The following is a 23,220-nucleotide window of genomic DNA, read 5'->3' as shown; positions in this document are numbered from 1 at the left end:
GCCTAAGTACCCTTCCTGTGCCCGCCATTGCTAACGCTGGATCAGCGGTTGAACTTTATTATCGATAGCTTCCCGGGCGCGGAAAATACGCGAACGTACGGTTCCGACCGGGCAATCCATGATGGCGGCTATCTCTTCGTAGCTTAGACCATCCAACTCCCGCAGGGTAATCGCCATGCGAAGATCCTCAGGGAGAGACTCAATGGTACGGAAAACTATCTGTCTCAACTCTTCTGACAACATTAAGTTCTCAGGGTTCGAAATTTCTTTCAGTGCGCCCGCACTTTCGTAATTTTCCGCATCGTTGGCGTCCACATCACTGGATGGCGGACGGCGCCCCTGAGCAACCAGATAATTCTTTGCCGTGTTCACGGCGATTCGATACAACCAGGTATAAAAAGCGCTGTCGCCACGGAACGATTCCAGTGCGCGATAGGCCTTGATAAACGACTCCTGCACCACATCGGGCACATCGCCCTGCGGCACATAGCGGGAAACGAGACTCGCCACCTTATGCTGATAGCGCACTACCAGTAGGTTAAACGATTTCTGATCGCCCTTTTGGACCCGCTCGACCAGAACTTGATCCGTTAACTGCTCGCTCATCCGAGGTAAACTCTCCCCAAATCCGTCTCCACGCGTAAAATTGTACTGCCAGCCATACATTATTTTCCTGAGCAAGCACTCGCTTGGAGTTCATATAGAACACGAAGTTCCATATCGCCATTGTTTTTTCTGTTGATGTCGCCCTATCCGTGGCTTTTGCCCGGACAGTTAGGCTAACATGAAATTCACTCTTCTTCTGCACACATCATACGTTATGCAACCATCATCTGAACATGTTAGCGATGTACTGATCGTCGGCAGCGGCGCTGCGGGCCTGTCACTGGCGCTGCGCCTGGCGCAGCATTGCAAGGTTACCGTTCTCAGCAAGGGGCCGCTCAGCGAGGGCGCCACCTTTTACGCCCAGGGCGGGATCGCCGCGGTGTTCGATGAGACGGACAGCATTGCCTCACACGTTGATGACACTTTGATTGCCGGCGCCGGCCTGTGCGACAAAGAGGCCGTCGAATTCATCGCTGGCAACGCGCGCCACTGCGTGCAGTGGCTGATCGATCAGGGCGTGCTGTTCGACACCGAGGTCAACGCACAAGGCGAGGAGCATTATCACCTCACGCGCGAAGGTGGCCACAGCCATCGCCGCATCCTGCACGCCGCGGATGCTACCGGTAAGGAAGTAGAGACCACGCTGGTGGGGAAAGCAAGCGCTCACCCCAATATTTGCGTGATGGAGCGCCGCAACGCGGTTGACCTTATTACCTCGAACAAAATCGGCCTGCCGGGCACCCGCCGAGTGGTGGGCGCTTACGTCTGGAACCGCGAGCTGGAGCGGGTGGAAACCTATCGCGCCAAAACGGTGGTGCTGGCGACCGGCGGCGCGGCCAAGGTATACCAATACACCACCAACCCGGACATCTCCTCCGGCGACGGCATCGCCATGGCCTGGCGCGCCGGCTGCCGGGTCGCCAACCTGGAGTTCAACCAGTTCCACCCGACCTGCCTGTTCCATCCGCAGGCGCGCAACTTCCTGCTGACCGAAGCGCTGCGCGGCGAAGGGGCTTATCTGAAGCGCCCGGACGGCAGCCGCTTTATGCCCGATTTTGACCCGCGCGGCGAACTGGCCCCGCGCGATATCGTCGCCCGCGCCATCGACCATGAAATGAAGCGCCTGGGCGCCGACTGCATGTACCTGGACATCAGCCACAAGCCGGCGGAGTTCATTACCCAGCACTTCCCGATGATCCACGAGAAGCTGCTGACGCTGGGCTTCGATCTGACCCGGCAGCCGATCCCCATCGTCCCGGCGGCGCACTACACCTGCGGCGGCGTGATGGTCGATCAGCACGGCCGCACCGATCTCGACGGGCTGTACGCCATCGGCGAGGTCAGCTATACCGGCCTGCACGGCGCCAACCGCATGGCGTCGAATTCGCTGCTGGAGTGCCTGGTGTACGGTTGGGCAGCGGCGGAAGACATTCTGCAGCGCCTGCCGTTCATTCAGCAGGCCAAACAGGTGCCGCACTGGGATGAAAGCCGGGTGGACGATGCGGACGAACGGGTGGTGATTCAGCACAACTGGCACGAGCTGCGGCTGTTCATGTGGGATTACGTCGGCATCGTGCGCACCACCAAGCGGCTGGAGCGCGCCCTGCGCCGCATCAACACGCTGCAGGTGGAAATCGACGAGTACTACGCTCACTTCCGCATCTCCAACAACCTGCTGGAGCTGCGCAATCTGGTGCAGGTGGCCGAGCTTATCGTGCGCAGCGCCATGGCGCGTAAAGAGAGCCGCGGCCTGCATTACACGCTGGACTATCCGGATCTGCTGCCGGAAGCGCTGCCGACCATTTTGCAGCCTTAAACTCTGCGACAGGGCGCCTAATCGGCGCCCTTTTCTTTTCAGTAGAACAGGTAGAAGTCGGTGATCAACCGGCGGAAATCGTCGGTGTAGCTGCCATCAGCCTGTTTGATCGCCAACGCCTGCTCCTTCAGCGGCATTTCCCGCCGCGTCAGCGCCAGCAGCACCCGGTGCAGCGGCGTATCGGCCCGATCGCTGACGTTCACTTTCACCGCCGTGTGCCAGCCGCTTTGCTGTGCCAGACGTTCGAATTCGGCGCCGATGTCGTGCGGCAGCACCACGCAGAACGTCCCCTGCGCCGCCAGCAGCTGTGCCGCACAGGCCAACAGCGCATCGTGCGTCAGGGTTTCGGTATAACGCGCGTTGTGGCGCGCCTGGTCGCGGCAGGCCACCGCCGGCTCGAAATAAGGCGGATTGCTGACGATCAGATCATACTCAGCGGCATGCCGCTGCGCATAATGGTGAATATCCTGCGCATGCACGCGGATCCGCTGCGGCCACGGCGATTCCGCCGCATTTTCGCGCGCCTGGCCGGCGGCGGCTTCGTCCAGCTCCACCGCATCAATGGTCACTTCGTCGCCGCTGCGCTGCGCCAGCATCAGCGCGATCAGCCCGCTGCCGCTGCCGATGTCCAGCACCCGGCGCGCCTGCCCCAGCGGCGCCCAGGCGCCGAGCAGCACCCCGTCGGTGCCCACTTTCATGGCACAACGATCGTGGGCGACAAAGAATTGTTTAAAGGTAAAACCCCCGCGGCGCGGGGTAAAATCGGCTTTCGATCGCTTGCTCACACTCACCACCTGGCTATAAAACTGGCGTAGCATAAGGCAATCTGATCGACGGGAAAAGAGCGGCTTTCCGCTTAAATAGGTGAAGATCGCGGCCAACCCGTCTATAATCGGCGCCCCAAGTAGAGGTAGACCATGACAGCAACCACTTTTTCCGAACTCGAACTCGATGACCGCCTGATCGACGCGCTGCGCGACAAAGGCTACGATCGCCCCACCGCCATTCAGGCCGCTGCGATCCCGCCGGCGATGGACGGGCGCGACGTCTTAGGTTCGGCTCCGACCGGCACCGGCAAAACCGCCGCCTTCCTGCTGCCCGTGTTGCAGCACCTGCTGGACTTTCCACGCAAAAAATCCGGCCCGCCGCGCGTACTGATCCTGACGCCAACGCGTGAACTGGCGATGCAGGTCGCCGATCAGGCGCGTGAATTGGCTGCTCATACCTCGCTGGATATCGCCACCATCACCGGCGGCGTCGCTTACATGAACCACGCGGAAGTGTTCAGCGAAAACCAGGACGTGGTGGTCGCCACCACCGGCCGTTTGCTGCAATACATTAAAGAAGAGAACTTCGACTGCCGCGCGGTGGAAACCCTGATCCTCGACGAAGCCGACCGCATGCTCGATATGGGCTTCGCGCAGGACATCGAAACCATCTCCGCCGAAACCCGCTGGCGCAACCAGACGCTGCTGTTCTCCGCCACGCTGGAAGGCGAAGCGATCCGCGAATTCGCCGAGCGCATCCTGAAAGAACCGGTGGAAGTGGAAGCCGATCCGTCGCGCCGCGAACGCAAAAAAATCCTGCAGTGGTATTACCGCGCCGATGACGTGCAGCACAAAACCGCGCTGCTGATCCACCTGCTGCAACAGCCGGACGTGCAGAAATCGGTGATCTTCGTGCGCAAACGCGAGCGCGTGCACGAGCTGGCCACCTGGCTGCGCGAAGCGGGCATCAACACCTGCTATCTCGAAGGCGAAATGGTGCAGGCCAAACGCAACGAAGCGGTCAAACGCATGATGGATGGCCGGGTTAACGTGCTGGTCGCCACCGACGTTGCCGCACGCGGTCTGGATATCCTCGATATCACCCACGTGTTCAACTTCGACATGCCGCGCACGGCGGATACTTACCTGCACCGCATTGGCCGTACCGGCCGCGCCGGGCGCAAAGGCACCGCCATTTCGCTGGTGGAAGCGCACGACCATCTGCTGCTGGGCAAAGTGGGCCGTTACCTGAACGAGCCGCTGAAAGCGCGCGTGATCGACGAACTGCGGCCGAAAACCAAGGTGCCGAACGAGAAGAGCAACGGCAAGCCATCGAAGAAAGTACTGGCCAAACGCGCGGAAGATAAAGCGAAGAACAAAGAAAAGGCCAAGGTGAAAGTGCGCCACCGCGACGCCAAAAACGTCGGCAAACGCCGTCAGGCGAAGGCCAAACCGGCCGGCGACGCGGAATAACCCCCGCTGCCTAAGAAAAAACCGCCTTTACAGGCGGTTTTTTTATGGGCGTTTACGGCTGCCCGTAGTGCGTGGCCAGGCGGTGCCCCTGCAGCCATTTATCCAGTTCGCGGAACTGCGCCTTCAGCTCGTCATTCTGCAAATGCGCCGGCGTTTGCGAGAAATAAAACTGGAACGCGACGCCCTGCTGGTTGCGCGCCCGGGCATCGGCCCCGGCCTGCAACAGCAGCAGCGCCAGGTGCGGCGCGTTGATCTTCGCCGCCAGATGCAGCGGGGTATCCCCCAGCCGATCGCTCAAGGTGGTGTCCGCCCCGGCCGCCAGCAACAACCGCAGTTGCTCCTCACGCCCGGCCAACACCGCCGCCGCAAGCGGCGTGGCGCCGGTAACGGCATTGCGCACGTTCACCTGCGCCCCTTTGGCCAGCAACAACCGCAGGTACTGCGCGTCTTGCAGCATCGCCGCGGTGTGCAGCGCGCTGTTGCCGTCCAGCCCCGCCGCCGCCGGGTCGGCGCCGAGATCCAGCAACGCCTGCACGCTATCCGGCTGCTGCGAAAGCACCGCCCACTGCAACAGCGTGACCTGCCGTTCGCCCCGCTCGCGCAAGCGATCCTGCGTGGCCTGAGCATGGATACCCTGCGTATCGCCGCGCGCCACCGCCTGAGCCAGCGCCAGATTGCTGTGGCCGTCAAACGGCGAAATCTCCTGCCCCATCTGTTGCTCCTTAGCCATCATCAGTAAACCGGTCACTGCGACCAGCGCCAGTAAGGCTATCGCCAGCGCCCGCCGCAAGCGACGCCCTTCAGGCATTGGCCTTCGCCTCCCACGGCTTTTGTTCCGCCATCGAACTTATCACCTTGTCGATACCGTGCGCCGTCAGGCTGCGATCCAGATGCTTGCTCGGCCGCCAGTCATCGATGCCGGTCAGGGTATCGTTGTTGGCCAGGGTGATGTTATGGCCGATGGCGTCCGGGATCAGCGAAGTCGATTCCTGGGTGCTGGTCAGCATGTCATATTGCTCGCTGTAGCGGCGAATGCCCCCGGCTTCGGCATCTTTCTTCGCCGCCGCCGGATCGATACCCAGGCGATTCAGGGTGTAATCCGACACTCCGGCCGCGTTGAAGGTGACCGCGACGGTGCCGGTCGCCAGCGCGGCGGTGGTCGCCAGACCACCGCCGAGCGAATGGCCGGCGATCACCAGCGCATCGCCGAAGGCCGCCTTGGCGCTTTTGGCAGCGGCAACCGCCTGATTGTACTGCACATCGTCATAGCCCGTCGCCTGCCGCACGTTGCTCAGCCAGTCGCGCCAGTCGTTGGTGCCGGCGAACGCCAACACATACTGCTTGTCGTTGCTGTAAATCCCGGCCTGGAAACCGCTGCCCGCGTCGTGCAGGCTGGCGGGATCGATGCCGAAACCGAGCAGCGCGCTGTCGCTCAAGCGGTTGAACCCGGCGGTGCCTTGACCGTTCAGTGAATAAACGTCCTTGGCCAACAGCGCCAACGCATAATCCCCCTCCTGCGATTGCTGCCCCCGGGTCACGCCCGGAGCTGCCGCCGCCGCCATCGGCGCCGCCGCGGAGATATCGCCGACCAGCGTATTCAACAGAGCCTGCGCATTGAGCGTGTTCTGAGAGGGAGAGGCCACCGGCGCCGGATTTGCCGGCGCTGCCGCGGGCTGCGCCGCCGTCGCCGTCTCGGCAGCGGCGCGAGGCGTAGGGATCGCGACCACCGGGGATACTGCAGAGGTAAAACTTAAAGGCATACTCATGCCGACTCCTTGTCGATAGACTTTTTATTGAGCACCTGAATAGGTGCTGATTTAGCTATCGGCAGGTCGGATGAGTTCTGTATCAGGAATGCTTATCTTTGTGCAGAATGTGATCCGCGTTCGGTTTTCGGCCGCCAAACGCCAGAAAGGGAGCCGAAGCTCCCTGATTGACTGCGCCGCAAATTACAGGCTTTCGGTAAAGGTGCGGGCGATAACGTCGCGCTGCTGTTCCGGCGTCAGGGAGTTGAAGCGCACCGCATAGCCGGACACGCGGATGGTCAGCTGCGGGTATTTTTCCGGGTGCTTGACCGCGTCTTCCAGGGTTTCGCGACGCAGCACGTTGACGTTCAGGTGCTGACCGCCTTCCACGCGCACGGTCGGCTGCAGTTCCAGCGGCACTTCACGGTATTCGATCTGGCCCAGGTCGCTGACTGCGACAACCTGATCTTCCGCGTAGTTGGCCTTGGCGCACACGCAGCGAGCTTCCGCTTTTTCATCGTCCAGCAGCCAGAAAGAATTCACCAGCGCCTGGTCGTTCGCTTTGGTAATTTGAATACCGGTAATCATTATGTTGCCTCCGTACAAGGGCGTAAAAATTCACGTCGTGAGAAAACCCAATTCTGGTTTCGGCCATTTGGTAAAACCATTGTTGTCTTGTTGTTCTGTATACCAGCCTGACCGGGCCAGTTCCTTGATTAAAGTCAATTTTTACCGGGTGAGCACAGGGCGTGAAGGGGCAAATTTATGTTTTATATCAATTTTCCCACTGCGGCAAAAACCAATTATTTTTGTAAATTTTCAAAAATAATTGCATAAGGCTCGGCGGCGAGAAATGAAAAGCGGGTTTCGCTGCGCGTGCCGAAACGGTAAGCTATAGCCCATGAATTGCTAAAGAAAACAAAGGAGAGCGTTTATGGCCACCTCCCTCACCTGGCATGACGTGATCGGCAAAGAGAAAGAGCAGCCCTATTTTGTTGAAACGCTCGCCTTTGTTGCCGCTGAACGCCAGGCCGGTAAGACCATTTATCCACCGCAGAAGGACGTGTTCAACGCTTTCCGCTATACCGAGCTGGCGGACGTCAAGGTCGTCATCCTCGGCCAGGATCCGTATCACGGCCCCAATCAGGCGCACGGCCTCTCTTTCTCGGTGCGCCCCGGCGTGCCGGCGCCGCCGTCGCTGGTAAACATGTATAAAGAGTTGGCGACCGACATTCCCGGCTTCGAACGCCCGGATCACGGCTACCTGCAAAGCTGGGCCGAACAGGGGGTGCTGCTGCTCAACACCGTGCTGACGGTGGAAGGCGGCCGCGCGCACTCGCACGCCAACCTGGGCTGGGAAACCTTTACGGACAAAGTGATCGCCGCCCTGAACGAGAACCGTGAAGGCGTGGTGTTCCTGCTGTGGGGCTCGCACGCGCAGAAGAAAGGCAACTTTATCGACCGCAACCGCCACCATGTGCTGAAGGCGCCGCACCCGTCGCCGCTCTCCGCCCACCGCGGTTTCCTCGGCTGCCGTCACTTCTCGCAGGCCAATCAGCTGCTGGAGCAGCAAGGGCTCACGCCGATCGATTGGATGCCGCGCCTGCCGCAGGCGTAGTACAGAGACAAAAAAGGCACCCTCGGGTGCCTTTCTTTATGCCGTTGCCGGGGCGATTACGCCTTGGCTTTGGAGACTGCAACCATCGCCGGACGCAGCAGGCGGCCGTTCAGCGTATAGCCTTTCTGCATCACCATCATCACGTGATTCGGTTGGTGATCGGCGGATTCCATCATGCTCATCGCCTGATGCACTTCCGGGTTGAACGGCACGTTGACGTCGCCGACGATTTCGATGCCGTACTTGCGCACCACGTCCAGCAGCGATTTCAGCGTCAGCTCGATGCCTTCGATCATTGCGGCCAGGTCCGGATTGTTTTTATCCGCCAGACCCAGCGCGCGCTCCAGGTTGTCGATCACCGGCAGCAGATCGCCGGAGAATTTCTCCAGGGCGAACTTGTGCGCTTTCTCGACGTCCAGTTCAGCGCGGCGGCGGATGTTTTCCGCTTCCGCTTTGGCGCGCAGCAGGCTGTCGCGCTCGTGCTGCTGAGCTTCCGCCAGTTGGGCTTCCAGTTCGGCGATACGCGCATCGCGCAGATCGACGCCTTCCGCCGCTTCCGGCAGCGTATCATCGTGATGAGCGTGTTGTTCCATTTCTTCCGAGACTTGCTCGTTTGGCGTCTTCTGTTCTTTACTACTCATGAATATCTCCGCGTTTTAGCATTAATCTCGCAACTTGGCTTATTATGGGGATCAAAACCGGGGTTTCAAGTCAACCGGTCACAATGTGGGGCATAAACGGGTCCCGGTGAGGAAAATCACAACAAATGAATAAAAAATTCGCCTGTATTGGCATTGTTGGCCACCCGCGTCACCCTTCAGCGCTGGCAACCCACGAGATGCTGTTCCACTGGCTGGTCGCCCGCGGCTATTCGGTGATGGTCGAACGCCAGATCGCCCATGATTTGGGGCTGAAAGACGCCGTGACCGGCAGCCTGGCGGATATCGGCCAGCGCGCCGATCTGGCGGTGGTGGTCGGCGGCGACGGCAACATGCTCGGCGCCGCGCGCGTGCTGGCGCGTTACGACATCAAGGTGATCGGGGTCAACCGCGGCAACCTCGGCTTCCTCACCGATCTCGATCCCGACAACGCCCTGCAGCAGTTGGCGGACGTGCTGGAAGGCGAGTATATCGACGAACAGCGTTTCCTGCTGGAAACCATCGTGCATAAAGAGCACCAGCAGTGCCGCATCAGCACCGCCATCAACGAAGTGGTGCTGCACCCCGGCAAAGTGGCGCACATGATCGAATTCGAGGTGTACATCGACGATCGCTTCGCCTTCTCGCAGCGCTCCGATGGCCTGATCATCGCCACGCCGACCGGCTCCACCGCCTACTCGCTCTCCGCCGGCGGGCCGATCCTCACCCCGTCGCTGGAGGCGATCGCGCTGGTGCCGATGTTCCCGCACACCCTCTCCGCCCGGCCGCTGGTGATCAACGGCGACAGCACCATCCGCCTGAAGTTTTCGCAGATCGGCAGCGATCTGGAGATCAGCTGCGACAGCCAGATCGCACTGCCGATCCAGGAAGGCGAAGAAGTGCTAATCCGCCGCAGCGATTTCCACCTGAATCTGATTCACCCGAAGGACTATAGCTATTTCAACACGTTAAGCACCAAGCTGGGCTGGTCGAAAAAATTGTTCTAAAATCTGCGCCGGCCACTTTACTGTATATAAAACCAGTTTATACTGTATGAAACTACAGTTATGTGTTTATACACAGGAAGGTTCCCATGCTGGCGCAATTAACCATCAGCAACTTTGCTATCGTTCGTGAGTTGGAAATCGATTTTCAACCGGGTATGACGGCGATCACCGGTGAAACCGGCGCCGGCAAATCCATCGCCATCGATGCGCTGGGGCTGTGCCTCGGCAACCGCGCCGACGGCAACGTGGTGCGCCTGGGAGCCGCCCGCGCCGACATCTGCGCCCGCTTCTCGCTGGCGGACACCCCGTCTGCGCGCGAGTGGCTGGAACAGAACCAGCTGGACGACAGCAACGAATGCCTGCTGCGCCGGGTGATCAACGCCGACGGCCGTTCGCGCGGCTTTATCAACGGCACAGCCGTGCCGCTGTCGCAGCTGCGCGAGCTGGGGCAACGCCTGATCCAAATCCACGGCCAACACGCCCATCAGCTGCTGCTCAAACCGGAGCACCAAAAAGCGCTGCTCGACGCCTACGCCGACGAACCCGCCCTGCTGGCGGCGATGGGCCAGGCCTACCAACGCTGGCACCAGAGCTGCCGCGAGCTGGCGCACCATCAGCAGCAGTCCATCGAGCGCGAAGCGCGCAAGCAGCTGCTGCAATACCAATTGAAAGAGCTGAACGAATTCGCGCCGCAGGCTGGCGAGTTCGAGCAGACCGACGCCGAGTACAAGCGCCTGGCCAACAGCGGCCAGCTGCTGACCCTCAGCCAGCAGACGCTGCAGCTGCTGGCCGACAGCGACGAGAACAACATGCTCAGCCAGCTCTACAGCGCCAAGCACCTGCTGCTCGAGCTGGCCGGGCTGGACGATAAGCTCAGCGGCCTGCTGGACATGCTGGAAGAGGCTTCTATCCAGATCAGCGAAGCCAGCGACGAGCTGCGCCACTACGCCGATCGCATGGATCTCGATCCCAACCGTCTGCACGAGCTGGAACAGCGCCTGTCGCGCCAAATCAGCCTGGCGCGCAAACACCAGGTTGCACCGGAAGAGCTGCCGCAGCTGCATCAGCAGTTGCTGGATGAACAACAGCTGCTTTCGCAGCAGGAAAGCGACCATGAGCACCTGAACGAGGCAGTCACCCTACATCACCACCAGGCGCTGGCGCTGGCGGAGCAGCTGCATCAGAAACGCCTACATTACGCCGCCGAGCTGACCACGCTCATCACCGACAGCATGCAGGCGCTCTCCATGCCGCACGGCAAGTTCAACATCGATGTGCGTTTCGAGCCGCAGCATCTGAGCGCCGAAGGGGCCAGCCGCACCGAGTTCTGCGTCTCCACCAACCCGGGGCAACCGCTGCAGCCGCTGGCGAAGGTCGCCTCCGGCGGTGAGCTGTCGCGCATCGCGCTGGCCATTCAGGTGATCACCGCCCGCAAGATGGAAACCCCGGCGCTGATCTTCGATGAGGTGGACGTGGGCATCAGCGGCCCGACCGCCGCCATCGTCGGCCGCCTGCTGCGCCAGCTCGGCGAATCCACCCAGGTGATGTGCGTGACTCACCTGCCGCAGGTGGCCGGATGCGGGCATCAGCACCTGTTCGTCAGCAAACAGACCGACGGCACGGTCACCGAAACCCAGATGGCGCCGCTGGATAAACGCGCCCGGCTGCAGGAGCTGGCGCGCCTGCTCGGCGGCAGCGAAGTCACCCGCAATACGCTGGCGAACGCCAAAGAACTGCTGGCGGCATAAAAAAGCTCAACTTTTTCACTTTCCTGCGGTCTGACAGTGACGCTGTTGACCCGAAAGATATCTAAAGTGCGGCGCGGCGGCGATTCGAAGCCTCCTCAACGGCCTGAAACAGGCCAAGCGCTTGAGGTGCTGAAAGAAAGCCAACGCGTCGCAACTTGAAAGATGAAGGGTATAAAGGTTTCCAACTGCCGCAAGGTCTATTATCATCGGCATCCTATGCCCTAAAGGAATGTGATTACTATGCGCTGTAAAACGCTGACTGCCGCCGCTGTAGTTCTTGTGATGCTGACTGCAGGCTGTTCTACTTTTGAAAAGGTGGTTTATCGTCCTGACATCAATCAGGGGAACTACCTGACGTCGACCGACGTGGCGAAAATTCAGAAAGGGATGACCCAGCAACAGGTCGCTTACACATTGGGCACCCCAATGCTGCAAGACCCGTTCGGGACTCAGACGTGGTTCTATGTGTTCCGTCAGCAGCCTGGCCATGAAGACATCACCCAGCAGACGCTGACGCTGACCTTCGACAGCGCAGGCGTGTTGACCGATATCCAAAACAAACCGGCGCTGACCAAGTAATCGGCGCCGCCCGCTCTTTCGGCCCATGAGGGGGCATGATGTTCCTCATGACAGTCGCAGGCTGCAACGCGGAAGAGAAAATCCGTTTCAGATAAAAAATAAGGCGCTATAAGCGCCTTATTTTTTTGCCTTTTCTGCCCGTTGCCGGCGCAACTCTTTCGGATCGGCGAGCAAGGGCCGGTAGATCTCCACCCGGTCGCCGTCGCTCAGCGTATCGCCCAGCTTGGCCGGGCGGCTATAGATGCCGATTTTGTTGCTTTTGAGATCGATATCCTGGCGCAGCTCCAGCAGGCCCGAAGCCGCAATCGCCTGCTCAACGCTGCTGCCCTCGGCCAGCTTCACCTTGCGCAGGTACTGGCGCTCCGGCAAGGCGTACACCACCTCGACCTGGATGTCAGACACTGTAGACCTCTTTCGCCCGCTGGGTGAATGCCTGCACCATGTTGCCCGCCAGCTCTTTGAACACCTTGCCGAACGCCAGCTCAATCAGTTTATTGGTGAACTCGAAGTCCAGGTGCAGCTCCACCTTGCAGGCCTCTTCGCTCAGCGGCGTGAATTGCCAGCCGCCCATCAGCTTGCGGAACGGGCCATCGACCAGTTGCATATTGATGCTCTGGTTATCCAACAGCGTATTGCGCGTGGTAAAAGTTTTGCTGATACCGGCCTTGGCGACGTCCACCGCGGCGGTCATTTCATTGTTGGTAGCATTAAGCACCCGGCTGCCGGTGCAGCCTGGCAGAAAATCGGGATAAGAATGAACATCGTTAACCAACTGATACATCTGCTCGGCGCTGAACGGCACTAACGCAGACCGACTGATCTGGGGCATATCATTTCCTGTGAGACATAAAACGTACAGATAATACCATTTATCTGGCGGCAAACAAAAAATCTGCTAAGGGCTGAGGGCGCCAAAAATGCGAAAAATTGCGCAGGTGCTGAACGGGAAAGGATTTCTTTCGCTGAAGCATCCAGTATAATGAACGCACTATGACAAAGAAAAAAGCACACAAATCCGGTTCCGCCACCATTGCTCAAAACAAGCGCGCGCGTTTCGAATACTTCATTGAAGAAGAGTTCGAGGCGGGCCTGTCGCTGCAAGGGTGGGAAGTTAAATCGCTGCGTGCAGGCAAAGCCAACCTCAGCGACAGCTACGTGACGTTCCGTGACGGTGAAGCCTATCTGTTTGGCGCCACCATCACCCCGCTCAACGTGGCTTCGTCGCATGTGGTGTGCGATCCGACGCGTACCCGTAAACTGCTGCTGAAACGACGCGAGCTGGATACCCTGCTCGGCCGCGTCAACCGCGATGGCTACACCGTGGTGGCCTTGTCCCTGTATTGGAAAAATGCCTGGAGCAAGATCAAGATCGGCGTAGCCAAAGGCAAGAAAGAGCACGACAAACGCGATGACATCAAAGATCGCGAATGGCAGACGGCGAAAGCCCGTATCATGAAGCACGCCAATCGTTAAGCCGCTGGCTTATCGAAGTAAACTTCTGGTATACTGCACAAAGTTACTTGGGGCTGATTCTGGATTCGACGGGATTTGCGAAGCCCTAGGAGCATGCCGAGGGGCGGTTGGCCTCGTAAAAAGCCGCAAAAAAATAGTCGCAAACGACGAAAACTACGCTTTAGCAGCTTAATACCCTGCTTAGAGCCCTCTCTCCCTAGCCTCCGCTCTTAGGACGGGGATCAAGAGAGGTCAAACCCAAAAGAGATCGCGTGGATGTCCTGCCTGGGGCTGAAGCGTTAAACTCAATCAGGCTAGTCTGTCAGTAGCGTGTCCATCCGCAGCTGGCCGGCGAATGTAAAGATTGGACTAAGCATGTAGTGCCGACGGTGTAGTAATTTCGGACGGGGGTTCAAATCCCCCCAGCTCCACCAAATACGTCGCCAGTGAACCAGATAGACCCGGCGATAATAGCGAAAAAGCCCACAACTTCAGTTGTGGGCTTTTTTGTTTTTGTATTTGTCCGAGAATACCTAATTAAATCCGGAGAAAGAGTGTCCGCTCGAACCAGTGTGGGATGGGGCCAATGATTAAGAGTATGATGAGCAGCCTGCCTAATCGGGCCCCCCCCACTAACGACACAGTTTCCCAGGCGGCTCCGCACAGATCCAGTAAAGAAACAGGCCCGCGAGAGCTTTGGGAATACAGTAGGTGAAGTAATGGACACAGTGGAATCTTTGTAATGGCGACAAGAAAATTACGTCGCCACTTTGTTACCGCTCCCCACGCAGCCATGCAATCGCCAGGGTGATTAGATAGCCGGCAACGAAGAAACCAACAAAGCCAGCAACCTTCATCACTGCCCCATCAAGTAAGAACAGCGACATGAAAGCAGCAATCGCGCAAACGCCGGTTACTATCGCTTCCAAAGCATGCGAAGCACCTAACCCTATATACTTAGTGAGTTTTCTGGTTAGAGAGGATTTTGCAGAGTTCATTCTGAATACCTTTACAAAGCATAGGGTGGCTGTTAATGAATTGGAGATACGGCTCTAGTTGTTCCTCAACCAAGAAATATGCCATATCTAAATTTAACGCCGACACCTTCCGGAATGTTTGAGGAAACTTAACTTGCATTCGTCGGGATGCTTGGGCTGCCTCTTCGATAAGTCCCTGTAACATTACAAGGTTGAGAGTGAACGAAGCGCCAAAGCGTACAAATTGTTTATACGCTAATGCAGAGGTCGCTTTCCTTAGCATCATGTGAGCCGCAAATTGCGCCAATGCAAATTGGCCCCCGGTTCGTCCACCAAGACGACCGACACCATAGGCTAGTTTATTATTGATGGACTCTTTGCCGCTAGCGTCTAATTTCTGATAGAAATCAGTGATCACAATAGTAATCAGGCGTCGTAAGGGTTCTTCACTGTTACCCATCGACTTAACCATACGGGCGAAACGTTCTGTTTCTTCTTGGTTTCTAGTTTTGAGGTTGCTACCAGCCAATCCAGCTCCTTGCCAAGTGCGAACGACGCCATGATATATCCCGCTGGGTATAGTCGAAATTCCATCCAAAATTCCATGTGCAATTTGCTTTGCGTCCATTCACTTTCCTTGAGCAAAATGTGTCCAGCTCAGAGAATAACCAAACCAGAACGCGATTACCAATTCACGCATTTTTCAGTTTGGGAGTACGCCAAAGTCCCAGGCTTGGCACGGCCCGATGGGGTATTTTATAGAAGAGCAGAACTGAAAAAACTTTCTGAACAAAATTGCGCAAATGGATAGGATACAGTACTGAAATATCAACCAATACATTGATTTATATATTTTTATTTCAAGCTTATTCAAACGTCATCGTTCGCTTACTTTCAGTGGAAATTGCCTATCCAGTGAGATAATACGTGCTTAAGCCCCATTCCCAAATATCCGGCATGCCCGCAGGCATGCCGGACGCCCCTCACCGCCCCTCTTTCTCCCCCAGGAAGAAATACCACAGCGGAATGGAAAGCAGCAGGGTGAACACCAGCGTATACAGCAGCACCATCAGGCTCTGCATGATCACCATCTGGGCGCTCCAGGCGCCGATCGGCAGCTGGAATTGCTCGACGGTGCCGCCGAGGATCGCTCGGCCCATCACGCAGCCAACCGCCACCGCCACCGTCGCCACCGCCGCGCGGAACTTGCGCACTTCGGCGCGGCGGGCGGCCGCTTCCGGCGTTTCGTCCCGGTGGCCCTGCCGTTGGCCGCGCCAACGCCACACGTCCACCAGCAGCAACGCCGCGAGGCTCACGCCCATCACCGGCAGGCAATACCCCAGTGCGGAAGCCACCAGCAGCGTGACGGTTCGCGCCGGCAGGGAAAGCGCCAGCCAGGCGGCAATCAGCGTATGCACCGGATGCTGCGCCCCCGCCGCCGGGCGGCGGATCCACCACATGCGGTAACCCAACGCGATCATCAAGCACAGCCCAAGGCCGAACGCCGCCAGCAGCAGCTGATTCGGCAAGCCGAACAGAATGCCCATGTGGGCGTCGATGCCCCAGCGGGTCAGTTTGGCGATGAGCGGGAAGGTGTCGAACCGCACCTGGTCGACGACGGCGAAGCTTTGCGGCGCGATGGCAACCGCGTCCACCTGTGTCGGCCAGCTGCGATCCACTTCGGTCACCGTCCAGGCTTTGCCCTCGCCTTTCGGCTGGCGCAGCTCGACCTTGGCGGCATCTATTCCGGCGGCGCGCGCGGCGTGCAGCGCCCGATCCCAATCACCGTTCAACGCATTGGCCTGCGCGGCAGGGCCCATCTTCATGCCCGGCATCATCCCGCGGTGCTCGGCGTGCGGATCGGCCGGCGTCTGCGGCGCATCGGCCTGCAGGCTGGTGTTGACCTGCGGCGTCAGCCAGCCCAGGTTGGCCCGCAGCGCGTCGATGTTGCCGCCGGCCCACTGCGACCAGGTCAGCCCAGTAGCCGAGAAGAACAGCAGCCCGGCCAGCAGCGCCACGCCCAGCGTGATATGCCAATGGCGGCTGGCGGCGAAGCCCCCTTTCGCCCTTTTCAGCTTGCGCTTCGGCCGCGTCGCCAGCCACAGCGCCACGCCGCCCAGCGCGGCCACCCACAGCCAGGAGGCCGCCAGCTCGCTGTAGTTGCGCCCCAGATCGCCAAGCAGCAGGCTGCTGTGCAGCTTGTCCAGCCAGGTGCGCAGCGGCAGCACGCCGGAGGTGCCGTACACCGTCATATCGCCCTTGATCGCCAGGGTATAAGGATCGACAAACAGCGCGCGCGACTCGGAAGCGCCCAGATCGGCGCCCGCGAACTGTACGCGCGTGGTGTCCATTGCGCCGGGTGCCGGGCGCACGGCGTAAATACGCGCCTCGTCACCCGCCGCGCGGCGGGCGGCGGCGATCTGGTCAGCCAGCGATCTCGCCTGCCCGTGCGGTTCGGTGAAAAGCGCATCGTGATACAGCGCCTCTTCAAGCTGCGGGGTCAACACATACAGCGTGCCGGTCAATGCAGCGACCAGAATAAAAGGAGCGACCAGCAGGCCGATATAAAAATGCAGCCGTCTGATCAGGTTCAGCATCGCGCCACGTGGCGATGCGGCAGGTGGAGTTTTGGTTATTGAAGACATGGCCTTTCTCGTTTTTCAAACTGTGCGCGCAGGCAAACCGTCCGCAGCGATACGGACGGCGTTACCCATGATCAAGCAATAGGGAAAAACGGTTGGCCGGGTGGCCCGCGCGGGCTCGGCCGCAGAGTCAGGCGCCGAATGGGCGGAGAAACGATGCGCGGCGCGCAAGGCAGGCGCGCGATGCGCGCCATCAGCCACAGCAGCGGGACGAATGTCCACAGTAGCAGCGGCACGTGGATCAGCAGCTCGCAATAGCCGCAGAAAATCATCTCCGCAGGATCCATGCCGTGGTGGCCGGCATGCTCGGCGGCGGGCATCGCCATCGCGTGCATGTCGTGCGGCATGGCGGCGTCCGTCTGCACCATGCCGCCCATCATCGGGTGGTGCATCAGCGATTTCGACACCACCGGCGCCACAAACAGCAACAGCACCGCCATAATGGCGATGCAGGCGGTAAAGCGTTGCTGTAGCTGGCGTGGCACTCTCATCGCGGCGGCGAATTAACCCGGTCGGTGGCGAACAAGCGGCCAGTGTAACCCGCGATGCGCGATGAGGTGAAAGAAAAGTCAGATTTGTCTTGATCGCCCCCGGCGGCGGCGATCACAGCACCCGTGAATAGACCCGCGAGGCCTCGCCCCAGGGGTGATACCCGAGCCCGTTGTAAACGAAGCCGCTGCGCTCGTAGTAGCCTTCCATATCGGTGCACAGGTGCAGCTGCGGGAAGCCCAGCCGGCGGGTTTCCGCCGCCACATGCTCAATCAGTTTGGCGCCGTAGCCCCGGCCGCGCTGCGCTTCTTCTACGTAGAGCGCACACAGCCAGGGATACAACTCCCCACGGCTGATAAAGTCGTTAGTGATGAGCCCCGCGCAGCCGAGGATTTGGTCATTTTCCATCAGCAGGTACCACTGCGGCAGCGGGTTGGTGGCGCCAAGGCTGCGGTTGATGGCGTCTTCATACATCATCAGCGTCTCTGCCGTGGCCCAGTGCCGCTGAAAATACGCAATGGCGCGCGGCGCCAGCTCGGGCGCTTGCCGCACCGAAATCATGTCCATCGTCATTCCCGTTATTCATGTTGTCAGCGTAGAATTATGCAGCAATATGCACGGTATGGCAGCGGCATTCCGCCGCCGTCATTCACTAAGGAGTCTTCATGACGCAAAACATCTATGACAATCAGGCCTTTTTCGACGGCTATGCGCAGCTCAGCCGCTCGCAGCACGGCCTGGACGGCGCGCCGGAATGGCCCGCCATCCGCCGCATCCTGCCGGATTTGCAGGGCAAAAGCGTGGTCGATCTCGGCTGCGGCTACGGCTGGTTTTGCCGCAGCGTGCGCGAACAGGGCGCCGCCGACGTGCTGGGGCTGGACGTCTCGGAAAAAATGCTGGCCAAGGCGCGAGAGATGACCGCCGACGCGGGCATCGAGTACCGTCAGCAGGATTTGGCGCAGCTGCAGCTGCCGCCGGAAAGTTACGATCTGGTCTACAGCTCGCTGACGCTGCACTACCTCGAGGATCTGGCCGCCCTGTTCGCCACGGTTTACGCCGCGCTGAAACCCGGCGGGCAGTTCATCTTCACCGCCGAGCACCCGATCTACACCGCCCCGGCGCAGCAGGGCTGGCTGACCGACGGCAACGGGCAGAAATCCTGGCCGGTGAACGGCTACCAGCGAGAAGGCCAGCGCGTTTCCAACTGGCTGGCGGAAGGTGTCATCAAGCAGCACCGCACGCTCGGCGGCTATATCAACCCGCTGGCGCAGCAAGGCTTTATCATCCAGCATTTGAACGAATGGGGCCCCAGCACGCAGCAAATCGCCGCTAATCCGGCGCTGGACGAAGAGCAGGAGCGCCCGATGATCTTCATTCTCGCCGCCCGCAAACCCGCCTGATTAATCCGCAGTAAACCGTTCACATCACCACAGTTGGGGAGGCCGCCTCCCCCCAACGGCTATTATGCCGGCAGCGCCGCCCCGTGCGCCGCGAAGTGCGTCAGCGCTTCGCCCTCCATACGATAGCGCACCCACTCGCCCTGCGGCTGCGCGCCGATGCTGAGGTAGAAATCGATGGCCGGTTGGTTCCAGTCCAGCACGCTCCACTCCAGGCGGCCGCACTGCCGTTCGCACGCCAGTTGGGCGATGTGCCGCAGCAGCTTTTTACCGGCGCCCGCGCCGCGATGCTTCGGCGCCACGTACAGGTCTTCCAGATAGATGCCGTTTTTACCCAGCCAGGTGGAGTAACTCATAAAGAACACCGCATAACCCGCCGGCTCGCCGTTTACCGTACAAATCAGCGCTTCGGAACAGGCGCCCGGCCCAAACAGGCTGCGTTCGATATCTTCCACGCTGGCCAGCACCTGCTCGCGCGCCTTTTCGTACACCGCCAGCTCGATAATCATATCCAGAATCAGTTTGGCGTCGCTTTTTTGCGCCGGGTAAATCTCAATGGTCATGGCAAATCCTGAGTGTGTTGATAACTGTGCTTGCCAGCATATCGCGCCTCAAATACTGTATGAACTGCATTTTCATCAACAGGTAATGAATATCATGCATCTGGATTTGAAGCGTCTCGATCTCAACCTGCTGCTGGTGTTCGAAGCGGTCTATCGGCTGCGATCGGTGACGCGCGCCGCGGCGGAGCTGGCCCTCAGTGCGTCGGCGCTGAGCCACGCGCTGATCCGGCTGCGCAAGGCGCTGGCGGACGAGCTGTTCTACCGGGTCGGCAACGATATGCACCCGACGGTGTATGCCGACAGCCTGGCCCCGACCGTCAGCGAAAGTCTGGCGCTGCTGGCCAAAGGGCTGCATCCGCGCCCGCGCTTCGTTCCCGCCGAAAGCCGGGAGAGCTTCACCTTCGCCATTACCGATTACACCGCCTTCGCGGTGTTTCCCGCGCTGATGGCGCAGATGCAGCGCCTGGCACCGGGGCTGTCGTTTCAGCTGCGCTATTCCGAGCGCAAGGTGGCGCTGAACGATCTGCTGGCGGGGCGTATCGACTTCGCGCTGGGCTTTACCGAAACCGACGGCGAAAGCTATCCGGAGATCGACGAGGTGAGCTGGTTGGAGGATGAGTATGTGGCGATCTGTTCGCCCGCCTTCAGCGCAAAATACGGCGAGCTGACGCGGGAAAACTACCTGCGGGCGCGCCATCTGGTGGTGACGCCGTGGAACGAACAGCGCGGCGTCATTGACTACCAGCTCGACAAACTGGGGCTGCAGCGCGATATCGCCATCCGCACGCCTTCGCTGCTGGGAGCGCCGTTCATCGTCGCCGACAGCGAACTGGTGATGAGCATGCCGCGCTACGCCGCGCAAAAATTGCGGCAGGCGGCGGCGCTGGATATCCACCCCCTGCCGTTTCCGGTGCCGCCGTATCAGATCAAAATCTACCTGCACCGCAAGAACGGCCGGCCTGAGGCCTGCCGCTGGTTGCGGCAACAGCTGCAGGCGTTGGCGGCGTTATAACGCGGGTTCGCCGATCGGCAGATACCCCTGCCACAGCGGCCGGGCCGGTTTACCGTGCGGATTGGCCCGCAGATGCACGTGGTAGCCTTGCAGCGCCTGCAGCAGCAGGCAGTCGTCCACCTCGGCCAGGTCATCCTTGTGCTGCTGCGCGCTGTCCGTCAGCAGCACCCGTTTGGCTTTGTCCTTCGCCTCGCCGGCGGAACGCGCCACAAACAGGCCGAACTGGTGCAATTCCGCCAGCTCATCGCTGCGGTAGCCGCCCACGTTGACGAAAAACAGCTTCTCTTCACCGGCGAACGGCGCAGGCTCCAGGCTCACGTCGTAACCGTCCGCCCAGTCGATGCGCGCATAGCCGTCGACATGCACCTTGCGCTTATCGCCGAACCACTTTTCACGCAGCAGCGGATACGCCTCTTCCGGCCGATCCGCCGCCGCGAACTGTACGTCGTGCAGCTCAATATTGGCGCCCGGCGCCGTACCGCCCACATAAAACATCAATAATCCCGGCATGTTATTCTGCTCTCCTTGGTGATAATCGCTATATAAAATAATACATAACGAAACTCGTGCCAACGGCAGCGCCATTCTGTGTTATCAATAGGTGAGGTTTAATCTGTTGTGGAGGAACGCATGGCATTCAATATCGGTGATTTTGTTCAACGCACCACCGGCGGCCCAAAGATGACCGTGGTGGCGATCGACGGCGAAACCCTGGTTTGCAGCTGGAATGAACTGGGCAAAGAGCAGCGCACGGAGGTGCAGGCCAGCGATGTGGCGCTGTACCACGAAGACGGCGATTTCGGCGTCTGCTGAATAACCGGGGCGCACCGCGCCCCGTTATCGCCTCAGGCGCGAATGTCCTGATAGGCCGGCGTGGTATCAAACTCATGCTTGGCGAACGGGCATAGCGGAATGATTTTACGCCGCTCCGCGCGCATCTTCTCCACCACCAGCGCCACCAGCTTTTTGCCGACGCCCTGCCCCTTCAATGACTCATCCACCCAGGTGTGATCGATAATGGTCAGCTTGTCGCCGCTCGGCACGAAAGAGATCTCGGCGATCAGCTTGCCCTGCTCGTCATTGATATAAAAACGTTTGTCGTCTGCCAGTATTTTATGTTCCATATTATTTCTCCCTATATTTAAGTGCGCCGCTGGGGCAGGTGTCGATAACGCGTTTCACCTCCGCCGCGTCGGCATTGTCCGGCATAATCCACGGGCGGCGGTTCAGGGTAAAAATAGCCGCGTTGCCACGCACGCAGTTGGCGGAATGGCGGCATATCGCGCTGTTAAAATAAACGTCAATCTTGTCGCCGGAATAACGGCGGTAACCGGCGGCGGTCAATTCCTCGTCCATTTTGGCCTCACATTGCCTGTTTTATTGTTTTTGCTCCAGGCTCAAGTATAGGCAATGCCGCCGGCTTCACCACGCGTCTCGCCCACCGAAAAAAATGGCGCAACCGCCCGTCGCCGCTAGAAAAAAACGTAAATTGTTCTAATCTTTATTCAGTAAGACAACATCATTCCGACAGTGGCTAAGGAGTTCGAAATGGGTGATAGCTCAAAAGACGGCGTAATTCTGCTGTCCCGCATATTACTGATGATTCTGTTTATCATTTTCGGCTGGATGAAACTGGTCAACTTCGGTGCGACCGTCACGGCGATGGAAGGCTATGGCACGCCGGTGCCTTATTTGGCGGCGATCGTTGCCGTGGTGGTGGAGTTTATTTTCGGCATCGCGCTTATTCTCGGTCTGTTTACTCGCCCTATCGCGGTCATTTTCGCCCTGTATGTGTTGGGCACCGCGTTTATCGGCCATCCGTTCTGGAAAATGACCGGCATGGAAATGATGGGCAACGAAATCAACTTCTTTAAAAACATCAGCATCATTGGCGGCTTGCTGTTGCTGGCGGTAACCGGCGCCGGCCGTTATTCGCTGGACTATAAAATATTTAATAAATAATTCATCGATGGCCGGCGATATTCGCCGGCCATTTTATTTCGGCTATCCCTTCAACGGCTGCGCTTGGCGTGGCGCTCAAAGTTTTCCGCCTTGGCCTGCACCGATTTACGCAGCGTGACATAGCAGGCGCCCTCGCCACCGTCGCGCGGTAAGGCGCGGCAAAACGCCTGTACCTGTTCAAACTGCGCCAGCCATTTGGCGACGTAACTGCGCACAATATTCGGATGGCTTTCGTTCTGCCGCCCGCGGCCGTGCACGATCAGCAGCGAACGCAGGTTTTGCGCCTCCGCCTGCATAATGAAGCGAAACAGCGCCTGCCGGCTGGCTTCGACCGACTGGCGCAGCAGGTTCAGCGACGCCTGCGGCGGGTAACGCCCGTTGCGCAGCTTGTCCAGCACGCCCTGTTGAATGCCTTCCCCTTTGAACTCCAGCGGCTGTTCGCAGGGGATCACCTCGAGAAAATCAGTGCTGAGGAAGTTTTCCTGCATCAGCCGCTGCGCTTCGCGCCGCGCGCTTTTGTCCACCGCCTCCTGCGGCTTGAGGTACAGCGTCTGCCGCCCGCTCGCCAGCGGCACCACGTCCGCCATCGCCTGTTCAAAAAAGTCTTTTTCCTGCTCGCTCATGTCCCACCTCTCTTGAACGGCAGCCGTTACGGCTGGGAATGGGGTCGATTGTAAGACGCCTTGCCACGGTTGCAAGCCGGGAATTGTCAGCGGCATTTGTCTCATT

At 59.4% G+C, this 23,220-nt stretch carries 29 protein-coding genes and 1 other RNA gene; 12 read left to right on the top strand and 18 right to left on the bottom strand.

Features of this window, described 5'->3' with window-relative positions:
* Window positions 1-30: 30 nt before the first annotated feature.
* A complete protein-coding gene (rpoE, locus tag ACYF6X_RS01560) occupies window positions 31-606 on the bottom strand; it encodes an RNA polymerase sigma factor RpoE (RefSeq protein ID WP_004929136.1) in 576 nt (191 codons plus the stop codon).
* Between the two features lie 214 nt (window positions 607-820).
* On the opposite strand from rpoE, the gene nadB reads away from it, so the two are divergent.
* The gene (nadB, locus tag ACYF6X_RS01555; RefSeq protein WP_172837486.1) at window positions 821-2,422 is read left to right on the top strand and encodes an L-aspartate oxidase; all 1,602 of its coding nucleotides are present in this window, start codon (window positions 821-823) and stop codon (window positions 2,420-2,422) included.
* A gap of 38 nt (window positions 2,423-2,460) precedes the next feature.
* Here the strand turns inward: nadB and trmN are convergent, their stop codons facing one another.
* Complete coding sequence (trmN, locus tag ACYF6X_RS01550; RefSeq protein ID WP_130018128.1) at window positions 2,461-3,240, bottom strand: tRNA(1)(Val) (adenine(37)-N(6))-methyltransferase TrmN; 780 nt, start codon at window positions 3,238-3,240, stop codon at window positions 2,461-2,463.
* Window positions 3,241-3,339: 99 nt separating this feature from the next.
* On the opposite strand from trmN, the gene srmB reads away from it, so the two are divergent.
* Window positions 3,340-4,662: an ATP-dependent RNA helicase SrmB gene (gene srmB, locus ACYF6X_RS01545; protein WP_025303951.1), complete on the top strand. Its 1,323-nt coding sequence runs from the start codon at window positions 3,340-3,342 to the stop codon at window positions 4,660-4,662.
* A gap of 52 nt (window positions 4,663-4,714) precedes the next feature.
* Here srmB and ACYF6X_RS01540 read toward each other — a convergent pair whose 3' ends face one another.
* The 3 genes from ACYF6X_RS01540 to grcA form a co-directional block, all read right to left on the bottom strand.
* Entirely contained in the window at window positions 4,715-5,470 is a 756-nt protein-coding gene (locus ACYF6X_RS01540; RefSeq protein WP_063990608.1) for an ankyrin repeat domain-containing protein, read from the bottom strand.
* Window positions 5,463-6,428, bottom strand: a complete 966-nt coding sequence (locus tag ACYF6X_RS01535; protein WP_130018127.1) for a DUF2974 domain-containing protein — start codon at window positions 6,426-6,428, stop codon at window positions 5,463-5,465. The genes ACYF6X_RS01540 and ACYF6X_RS01535 overlap by 8 nt, the downstream gene beginning before the upstream one ends.
* Before the next feature lie 183 nt (window positions 6,429-6,611).
* The gene (gene grcA, locus ACYF6X_RS01530) at window positions 6,612-6,995 is read right to left on the bottom strand and encodes an autonomous glycyl radical cofactor GrcA (protein ID WP_063990610.1); all 384 of its coding nucleotides are present in this window, start codon (window positions 6,993-6,995) and stop codon (window positions 6,612-6,614) included.
* A gap of 346 nt (window positions 6,996-7,341) precedes the next feature.
* Here grcA and ung point away from each other — a divergent pair, with 346 nt between their 5' ends.
* Window positions 7,342-8,025 carry a uracil-DNA glycosylase gene (gene ung, locus ACYF6X_RS01525; protein WP_033635636.1) on the top strand — a complete coding sequence of 228 codons (684 nt, stop codon included), beginning with the start codon at window positions 7,342-7,344 and terminating at the stop codon, window positions 8,023-8,025.
* 56 nt (window positions 8,026-8,081) lie between these two features.
* Here ung and grpE read toward each other — a convergent pair whose 3' ends face one another.
* On the bottom strand, window positions 8,082-8,666 hold the full coding sequence (gene grpE, locus ACYF6X_RS01520) for a nucleotide exchange factor GrpE (protein ID WP_130018126.1): 585 nt from the start codon (window positions 8,664-8,666) through the stop codon (window positions 8,082-8,084).
* A gap of 125 nt (window positions 8,667-8,791) precedes the next feature.
* On the opposite strand from grpE, the gene nadK reads away from it, so the two are divergent.
* The 3 genes from nadK to bamE all read left to right on the top strand — a co-directional run bounded on the left by nadK (window position 8,792) and on the right by bamE (window position 11,997).
* Window positions 8,792-9,670, top strand: a complete 879-nt coding sequence (gene nadK, locus ACYF6X_RS01515; protein ID WP_019452304.1) for an NAD(+) kinase — start codon at window positions 8,792-8,794, stop codon at window positions 9,668-9,670.
* A gap of 86 nt (window positions 9,671-9,756) precedes the next feature.
* A complete protein-coding gene (gene recN, locus ACYF6X_RS01510; RefSeq protein ID WP_130018125.1) occupies window positions 9,757-11,418 on the top strand; it encodes a DNA repair protein RecN in 1,662 nt (553 codons plus the stop codon).
* Window positions 11,419-11,658: 240 nt separating this feature from the next.
* Window positions 11,659-11,997 (top strand): outer membrane protein assembly factor BamE, encoded by a 339-nt coding sequence (bamE, locus tag ACYF6X_RS01505; RefSeq protein ID WP_004929101.1) that lies wholly within the window; start codon window positions 11,659-11,661, stop codon window positions 11,995-11,997.
* 117 nt (window positions 11,998-12,114) lie between these two features.
* Here the strand turns inward: bamE and ACYF6X_RS01500 are convergent, their stop codons facing one another.
* Window positions 12,115-12,399 carry an RnfH family protein gene (locus ACYF6X_RS01500; RefSeq protein WP_063990612.1) on the bottom strand — a complete coding sequence of 95 codons (285 nt, stop codon included), beginning with the start codon at window positions 12,397-12,399 and terminating at the stop codon, window positions 12,115-12,117.
* Window positions 12,392-12,826 (bottom strand): type II toxin-antitoxin system RatA family toxin, encoded by a 435-nt coding sequence (locus ACYF6X_RS01495; RefSeq protein ID WP_063990613.1) that lies wholly within the window; start codon window positions 12,824-12,826, stop codon window positions 12,392-12,394. Before ACYF6X_RS01495 ends, ACYF6X_RS01500 begins: the two co-directional genes overlap by 8 nt.
* 161 nt (window positions 12,827-12,987) lie before the next feature.
* Here ACYF6X_RS01495 and smpB point away from each other — a divergent pair, with 161 nt between their 5' ends.
* Window positions 12,988-13,470, top strand: coding sequence for an SsrA-binding protein SmpB (gene smpB / locus ACYF6X_RS01490; protein WP_130018124.1), 483 nt, complete (start codon window positions 12,988-12,990; stop codon window positions 13,468-13,470).
* 49 nt (window positions 13,471-13,519) lie between these two features.
* Window positions 13,520-13,883: a transfer-messenger RNA gene (ssrA, locus tag ACYF6X_RS01485) on the top strand.
* Between the two features lie 339 nt (window positions 13,884-14,222).
* Here the strand turns inward: ssrA and ACYF6X_RS01480 are convergent.
* The 5 genes from ACYF6X_RS01480 to ACYF6X_RS01460 form a co-directional block, all read right to left on the bottom strand.
* Window positions 14,223-14,447, bottom strand: a complete 225-nt coding sequence (locus ACYF6X_RS01480) for a hypothetical protein (protein ID WP_055317294.1) — start codon at window positions 14,445-14,447, stop codon at window positions 14,223-14,225.
* On the bottom strand, window positions 14,407-15,054 hold the full coding sequence (locus ACYF6X_RS01475; protein WP_207221088.1) for a hypothetical protein: 648 nt from the start codon (window positions 15,052-15,054) through the stop codon (window positions 14,407-14,409). Before ACYF6X_RS01475 ends, ACYF6X_RS01480 begins: the two co-directional genes overlap by 41 nt.
* A 355-nt stretch (window positions 15,055-15,409) precedes the next feature.
* The gene (locus tag ACYF6X_RS01470) at window positions 15,410-17,023 is read right to left on the bottom strand and encodes a DUF2534 family protein (protein ID WP_130018179.1); all 1,614 of its coding nucleotides are present in this window, start codon (window positions 17,021-17,023) and stop codon (window positions 15,410-15,412) included.
* Window positions 17,024-17,142: 119 nt separating this feature from the next.
* On the bottom strand, window positions 17,143-17,559 hold the full coding sequence (locus ACYF6X_RS01465) for a DUF2946 domain-containing protein (protein WP_242512559.1): 417 nt from the start codon (window positions 17,557-17,559) through the stop codon (window positions 17,143-17,145).
* Between the two features lie 112 nt (window positions 17,560-17,671).
* Complete coding sequence (locus ACYF6X_RS01460; protein ID WP_130018123.1) at window positions 17,672-18,124, bottom strand: GNAT family N-acetyltransferase; 453 nt, start codon at window positions 18,122-18,124, stop codon at window positions 17,672-17,674.
* 98 nt (window positions 18,125-18,222) lie between these two features.
* Here ACYF6X_RS01460 and ACYF6X_RS01455 point away from each other — a divergent pair, with 98 nt between their 5' ends.
* The gene (locus tag ACYF6X_RS01455) at window positions 18,223-18,957 is read left to right on the top strand and encodes a class I SAM-dependent methyltransferase (protein ID WP_130018122.1); all 735 of its coding nucleotides are present in this window, start codon (window positions 18,223-18,225) and stop codon (window positions 18,955-18,957) included.
* Between the two features lie 62 nt (window positions 18,958-19,019).
* Here ACYF6X_RS01455 and ACYF6X_RS01450 read toward each other — a convergent pair whose 3' ends face one another.
* A complete protein-coding gene (locus ACYF6X_RS01450; protein WP_033649791.1) occupies window positions 19,020-19,517 on the bottom strand; it encodes a GNAT family N-acetyltransferase in 498 nt (165 codons plus the stop codon).
* A gap of 85 nt (window positions 19,518-19,602) precedes the next feature.
* Between ACYF6X_RS01450 and ACYF6X_RS01445 the strand changes: the two genes are divergently transcribed.
* The gene (locus ACYF6X_RS01445; RefSeq protein ID WP_060426208.1) at window positions 19,603-20,529 is read left to right on the top strand and encodes a LysR substrate-binding domain-containing protein; all 927 of its coding nucleotides are present in this window, start codon (window positions 19,603-19,605) and stop codon (window positions 20,527-20,529) included.
* On the opposite strand, the gene ACYF6X_RS01440 is transcribed toward ACYF6X_RS01445, so the two are convergent.
* Window positions 20,524-21,039 (bottom strand): DUF1543 domain-containing protein, encoded by a 516-nt coding sequence (locus tag ACYF6X_RS01440; RefSeq protein WP_063990619.1) that lies wholly within the window; start codon window positions 21,037-21,039, stop codon window positions 20,524-20,526. The two genes, ACYF6X_RS01445 and ACYF6X_RS01440, sit on opposite strands and share 6 nt — an antisense overlap.
* 120 nt (window positions 21,040-21,159) lie before the next feature.
* Here ACYF6X_RS01440 and ACYF6X_RS01435 point away from each other — a divergent pair, with 120 nt between their 5' ends.
* A complete protein-coding gene (locus ACYF6X_RS01435) occupies window positions 21,160-21,342 on the top strand; it encodes a YodC family protein (protein ID WP_025303973.1) in 183 nt (60 codons plus the stop codon).
* Between the two features lie 32 nt (window positions 21,343-21,374).
* Here the strand turns inward: ACYF6X_RS01435 and ACYF6X_RS01430 are convergent, their stop codons facing one another.
* Window positions 21,375-21,653, bottom strand: coding sequence for a GNAT family N-acetyltransferase (locus ACYF6X_RS01430; RefSeq protein WP_063990620.1), 279 nt, complete (start codon window positions 21,651-21,653; stop codon window positions 21,375-21,377).
* Between the two features lies 1 nt (window position 21,654).
* The gene (locus ACYF6X_RS01425; protein ID WP_016929825.1) at window positions 21,655-21,885 is read right to left on the bottom strand and encodes a (4Fe-4S)-binding protein; all 231 of its coding nucleotides are present in this window, start codon (window positions 21,883-21,885) and stop codon (window positions 21,655-21,657) included.
* Window positions 21,886-22,077: 192 nt separating this feature from the next.
* Between ACYF6X_RS01425 and ACYF6X_RS01420 the strand changes: the two genes are divergently transcribed.
* Window positions 22,078-22,491 carry a DoxX family protein gene (locus tag ACYF6X_RS01420; protein ID WP_130018121.1) on the top strand — a complete coding sequence of 138 codons (414 nt, stop codon included), beginning with the start codon at window positions 22,078-22,080 and terminating at the stop codon, window positions 22,489-22,491.
* A gap of 50 nt (window positions 22,492-22,541) precedes the next feature.
* Here the strand turns inward: ACYF6X_RS01420 and smrA are convergent, their stop codons facing one another.
* Window positions 22,542-23,114, bottom strand: a complete 573-nt coding sequence (smrA, locus tag ACYF6X_RS01415) for a DNA endonuclease SmrA (RefSeq protein ID WP_039568637.1) — start codon at window positions 23,112-23,114, stop codon at window positions 22,542-22,544.
* Window positions 23,115-23,220: the final 106 nt, after the last annotated feature.

It is taken from the genome of Serratia sp. ID 25-353 (assembly GCF_054792795.1).
This window is presented reverse-complemented; position numbering and strand designations above follow the sequence as displayed.

Excerpts from the sequence above, each read along its gene's own strand:
- ACYF6X_RS01455 (WP_130018122.1), top strand. The coding sequence starts at position 18,223 with ATGACGCAAAACATCTATGACAATCAGGCCTTTTTCGACGGCTATGCG.
- rpoE (WP_004929136.1), bottom strand. The coding sequence starts at position 606 with ATGAGCGAGCAGTTAACGGATCAAGTTCTGGTCGAGCGGGTCCAAAAG.
- ACYF6X_RS01535 (WP_130018127.1), bottom strand. The coding sequence starts at position 6,428 with ATGAGTATGCCTTTAAGTTTTACCTCTGCAGTATCCCCGGTGGTCGCG.
- ACYF6X_RS01475 (WP_207221088.1), bottom strand. The coding sequence starts at position 15,054 with ATGGACGCAAAGCAAATTGCACATGGAATTTTGGATGGAATTTCGACT.
- nadK (WP_019452304.1), top strand. The coding sequence starts at position 8,792 with ATGAATAAAAAATTCGCCTGTATTGGCATTGTTGGCCACCCGCGTCAC.
- nadB (WP_172837486.1), top strand. The coding sequence starts at position 821 with ATGCAACCATCATCTGAACATGTTAGCGATGTACTGATCGTCGGCAGC.
- ACYF6X_RS01540 (WP_063990608.1), bottom strand. The coding sequence starts at position 5,470 with ATGCCTGAAGGGCGTCGCTTGCGGCGGGCGCTGGCGATAGCCTTACTG.
- ACYF6X_RS01420 (WP_130018121.1), top strand. The coding sequence starts at position 22,078 with ATGGGTGATAGCTCAAAAGACGGCGTAATTCTGCTGTCCCGCATATTA.
- ACYF6X_RS01440 (WP_063990619.1), bottom strand. The coding sequence starts at position 21,039 with ATGCCGGGATTATTGATGTTTTATGTGGGCGGTACGGCGCCGGGCGCC.
- ACYF6X_RS01445 (WP_060426208.1), top strand. The coding sequence starts at position 19,603 with ATGAATATCATGCATCTGGATTTGAAGCGTCTCGATCTCAACCTGCTG.
- trmN (WP_130018128.1), bottom strand. The coding sequence starts at position 3,240 with ATGCTACGCCAGTTTTATAGCCAGGTGGTGAGTGTGAGCAAGCGATCG.
- ACYF6X_RS01430 (WP_063990620.1), bottom strand. The coding sequence starts at position 21,653 with ATGGAACATAAAATACTGGCAGACGACAAACGTTTTTATATCAATGAC.
- smrA (WP_039568637.1), bottom strand. The coding sequence starts at position 23,114 with ATGAGCGAGCAGGAAAAAGACTTTTTTGAACAGGCGATGGCGGACGTG.
- ACYF6X_RS01495 (WP_063990613.1), bottom strand. The coding sequence starts at position 12,826 with ATGCCCCAGATCAGTCGGTCTGCGTTAGTGCCGTTCAGCGCCGAGCAG.
- ACYF6X_RS01460 (WP_130018123.1), bottom strand. The coding sequence starts at position 18,124 with ATGGACATGATTTCGGTGCGGCAAGCGCCCGAGCTGGCGCCGCGCGCC.
- grcA (WP_063990610.1), bottom strand. The coding sequence starts at position 6,995 with ATGATTACCGGTATTCAAATTACCAAAGCGAACGACCAGGCGCTGGTG.
- grpE (WP_130018126.1), bottom strand. The coding sequence starts at position 8,666 with ATGAGTAGTAAAGAACAGAAGACGCCAAACGAGCAAGTCTCGGAAGAA.
- ACYF6X_RS01450 (WP_033649791.1), bottom strand. The coding sequence starts at position 19,517 with ATGACCATTGAGATTTACCCGGCGCAAAAAAGCGACGCCAAACTGATT.
- recN (WP_130018125.1), top strand. The coding sequence starts at position 9,757 with ATGCTGGCGCAATTAACCATCAGCAACTTTGCTATCGTTCGTGAGTTG.
- ACYF6X_RS01425 (WP_016929825.1), bottom strand. The coding sequence starts at position 21,885 with ATGGACGAGGAATTGACCGCCGCCGGTTACCGCCGTTATTCCGGCGAC.
- ACYF6X_RS01480 (WP_055317294.1), bottom strand. The coding sequence starts at position 14,447 with ATGAACTCTGCAAAATCCTCTCTAACCAGAAAACTCACTAAGTATATA.
- ACYF6X_RS01470 (WP_130018179.1), bottom strand. The coding sequence starts at position 17,023 with ATGCTGAACCTGATCAGACGGCTGCATTTTTATATCGGCCTGCTGGTC.
- ACYF6X_RS01435 (WP_025303973.1), top strand. The coding sequence starts at position 21,160 with ATGGCATTCAATATCGGTGATTTTGTTCAACGCACCACCGGCGGCCCA.
- srmB (WP_025303951.1), top strand. The coding sequence starts at position 3,340 with ATGACAGCAACCACTTTTTCCGAACTCGAACTCGATGACCGCCTGATC.
- bamE (WP_004929101.1), top strand. The coding sequence starts at position 11,659 with ATGCGCTGTAAAACGCTGACTGCCGCCGCTGTAGTTCTTGTGATGCTG.
- smpB (WP_130018124.1), top strand. The coding sequence starts at position 12,988 with ATGACAAAGAAAAAAGCACACAAATCCGGTTCCGCCACCATTGCTCAA.
- ACYF6X_RS01465 (WP_242512559.1), bottom strand. The coding sequence starts at position 17,559 with ATGAGAGTGCCACGCCAGCTACAGCAACGCTTTACCGCCTGCATCGCC.
- ung (WP_033635636.1), top strand. The coding sequence starts at position 7,342 with ATGGCCACCTCCCTCACCTGGCATGACGTGATCGGCAAAGAGAAAGAG.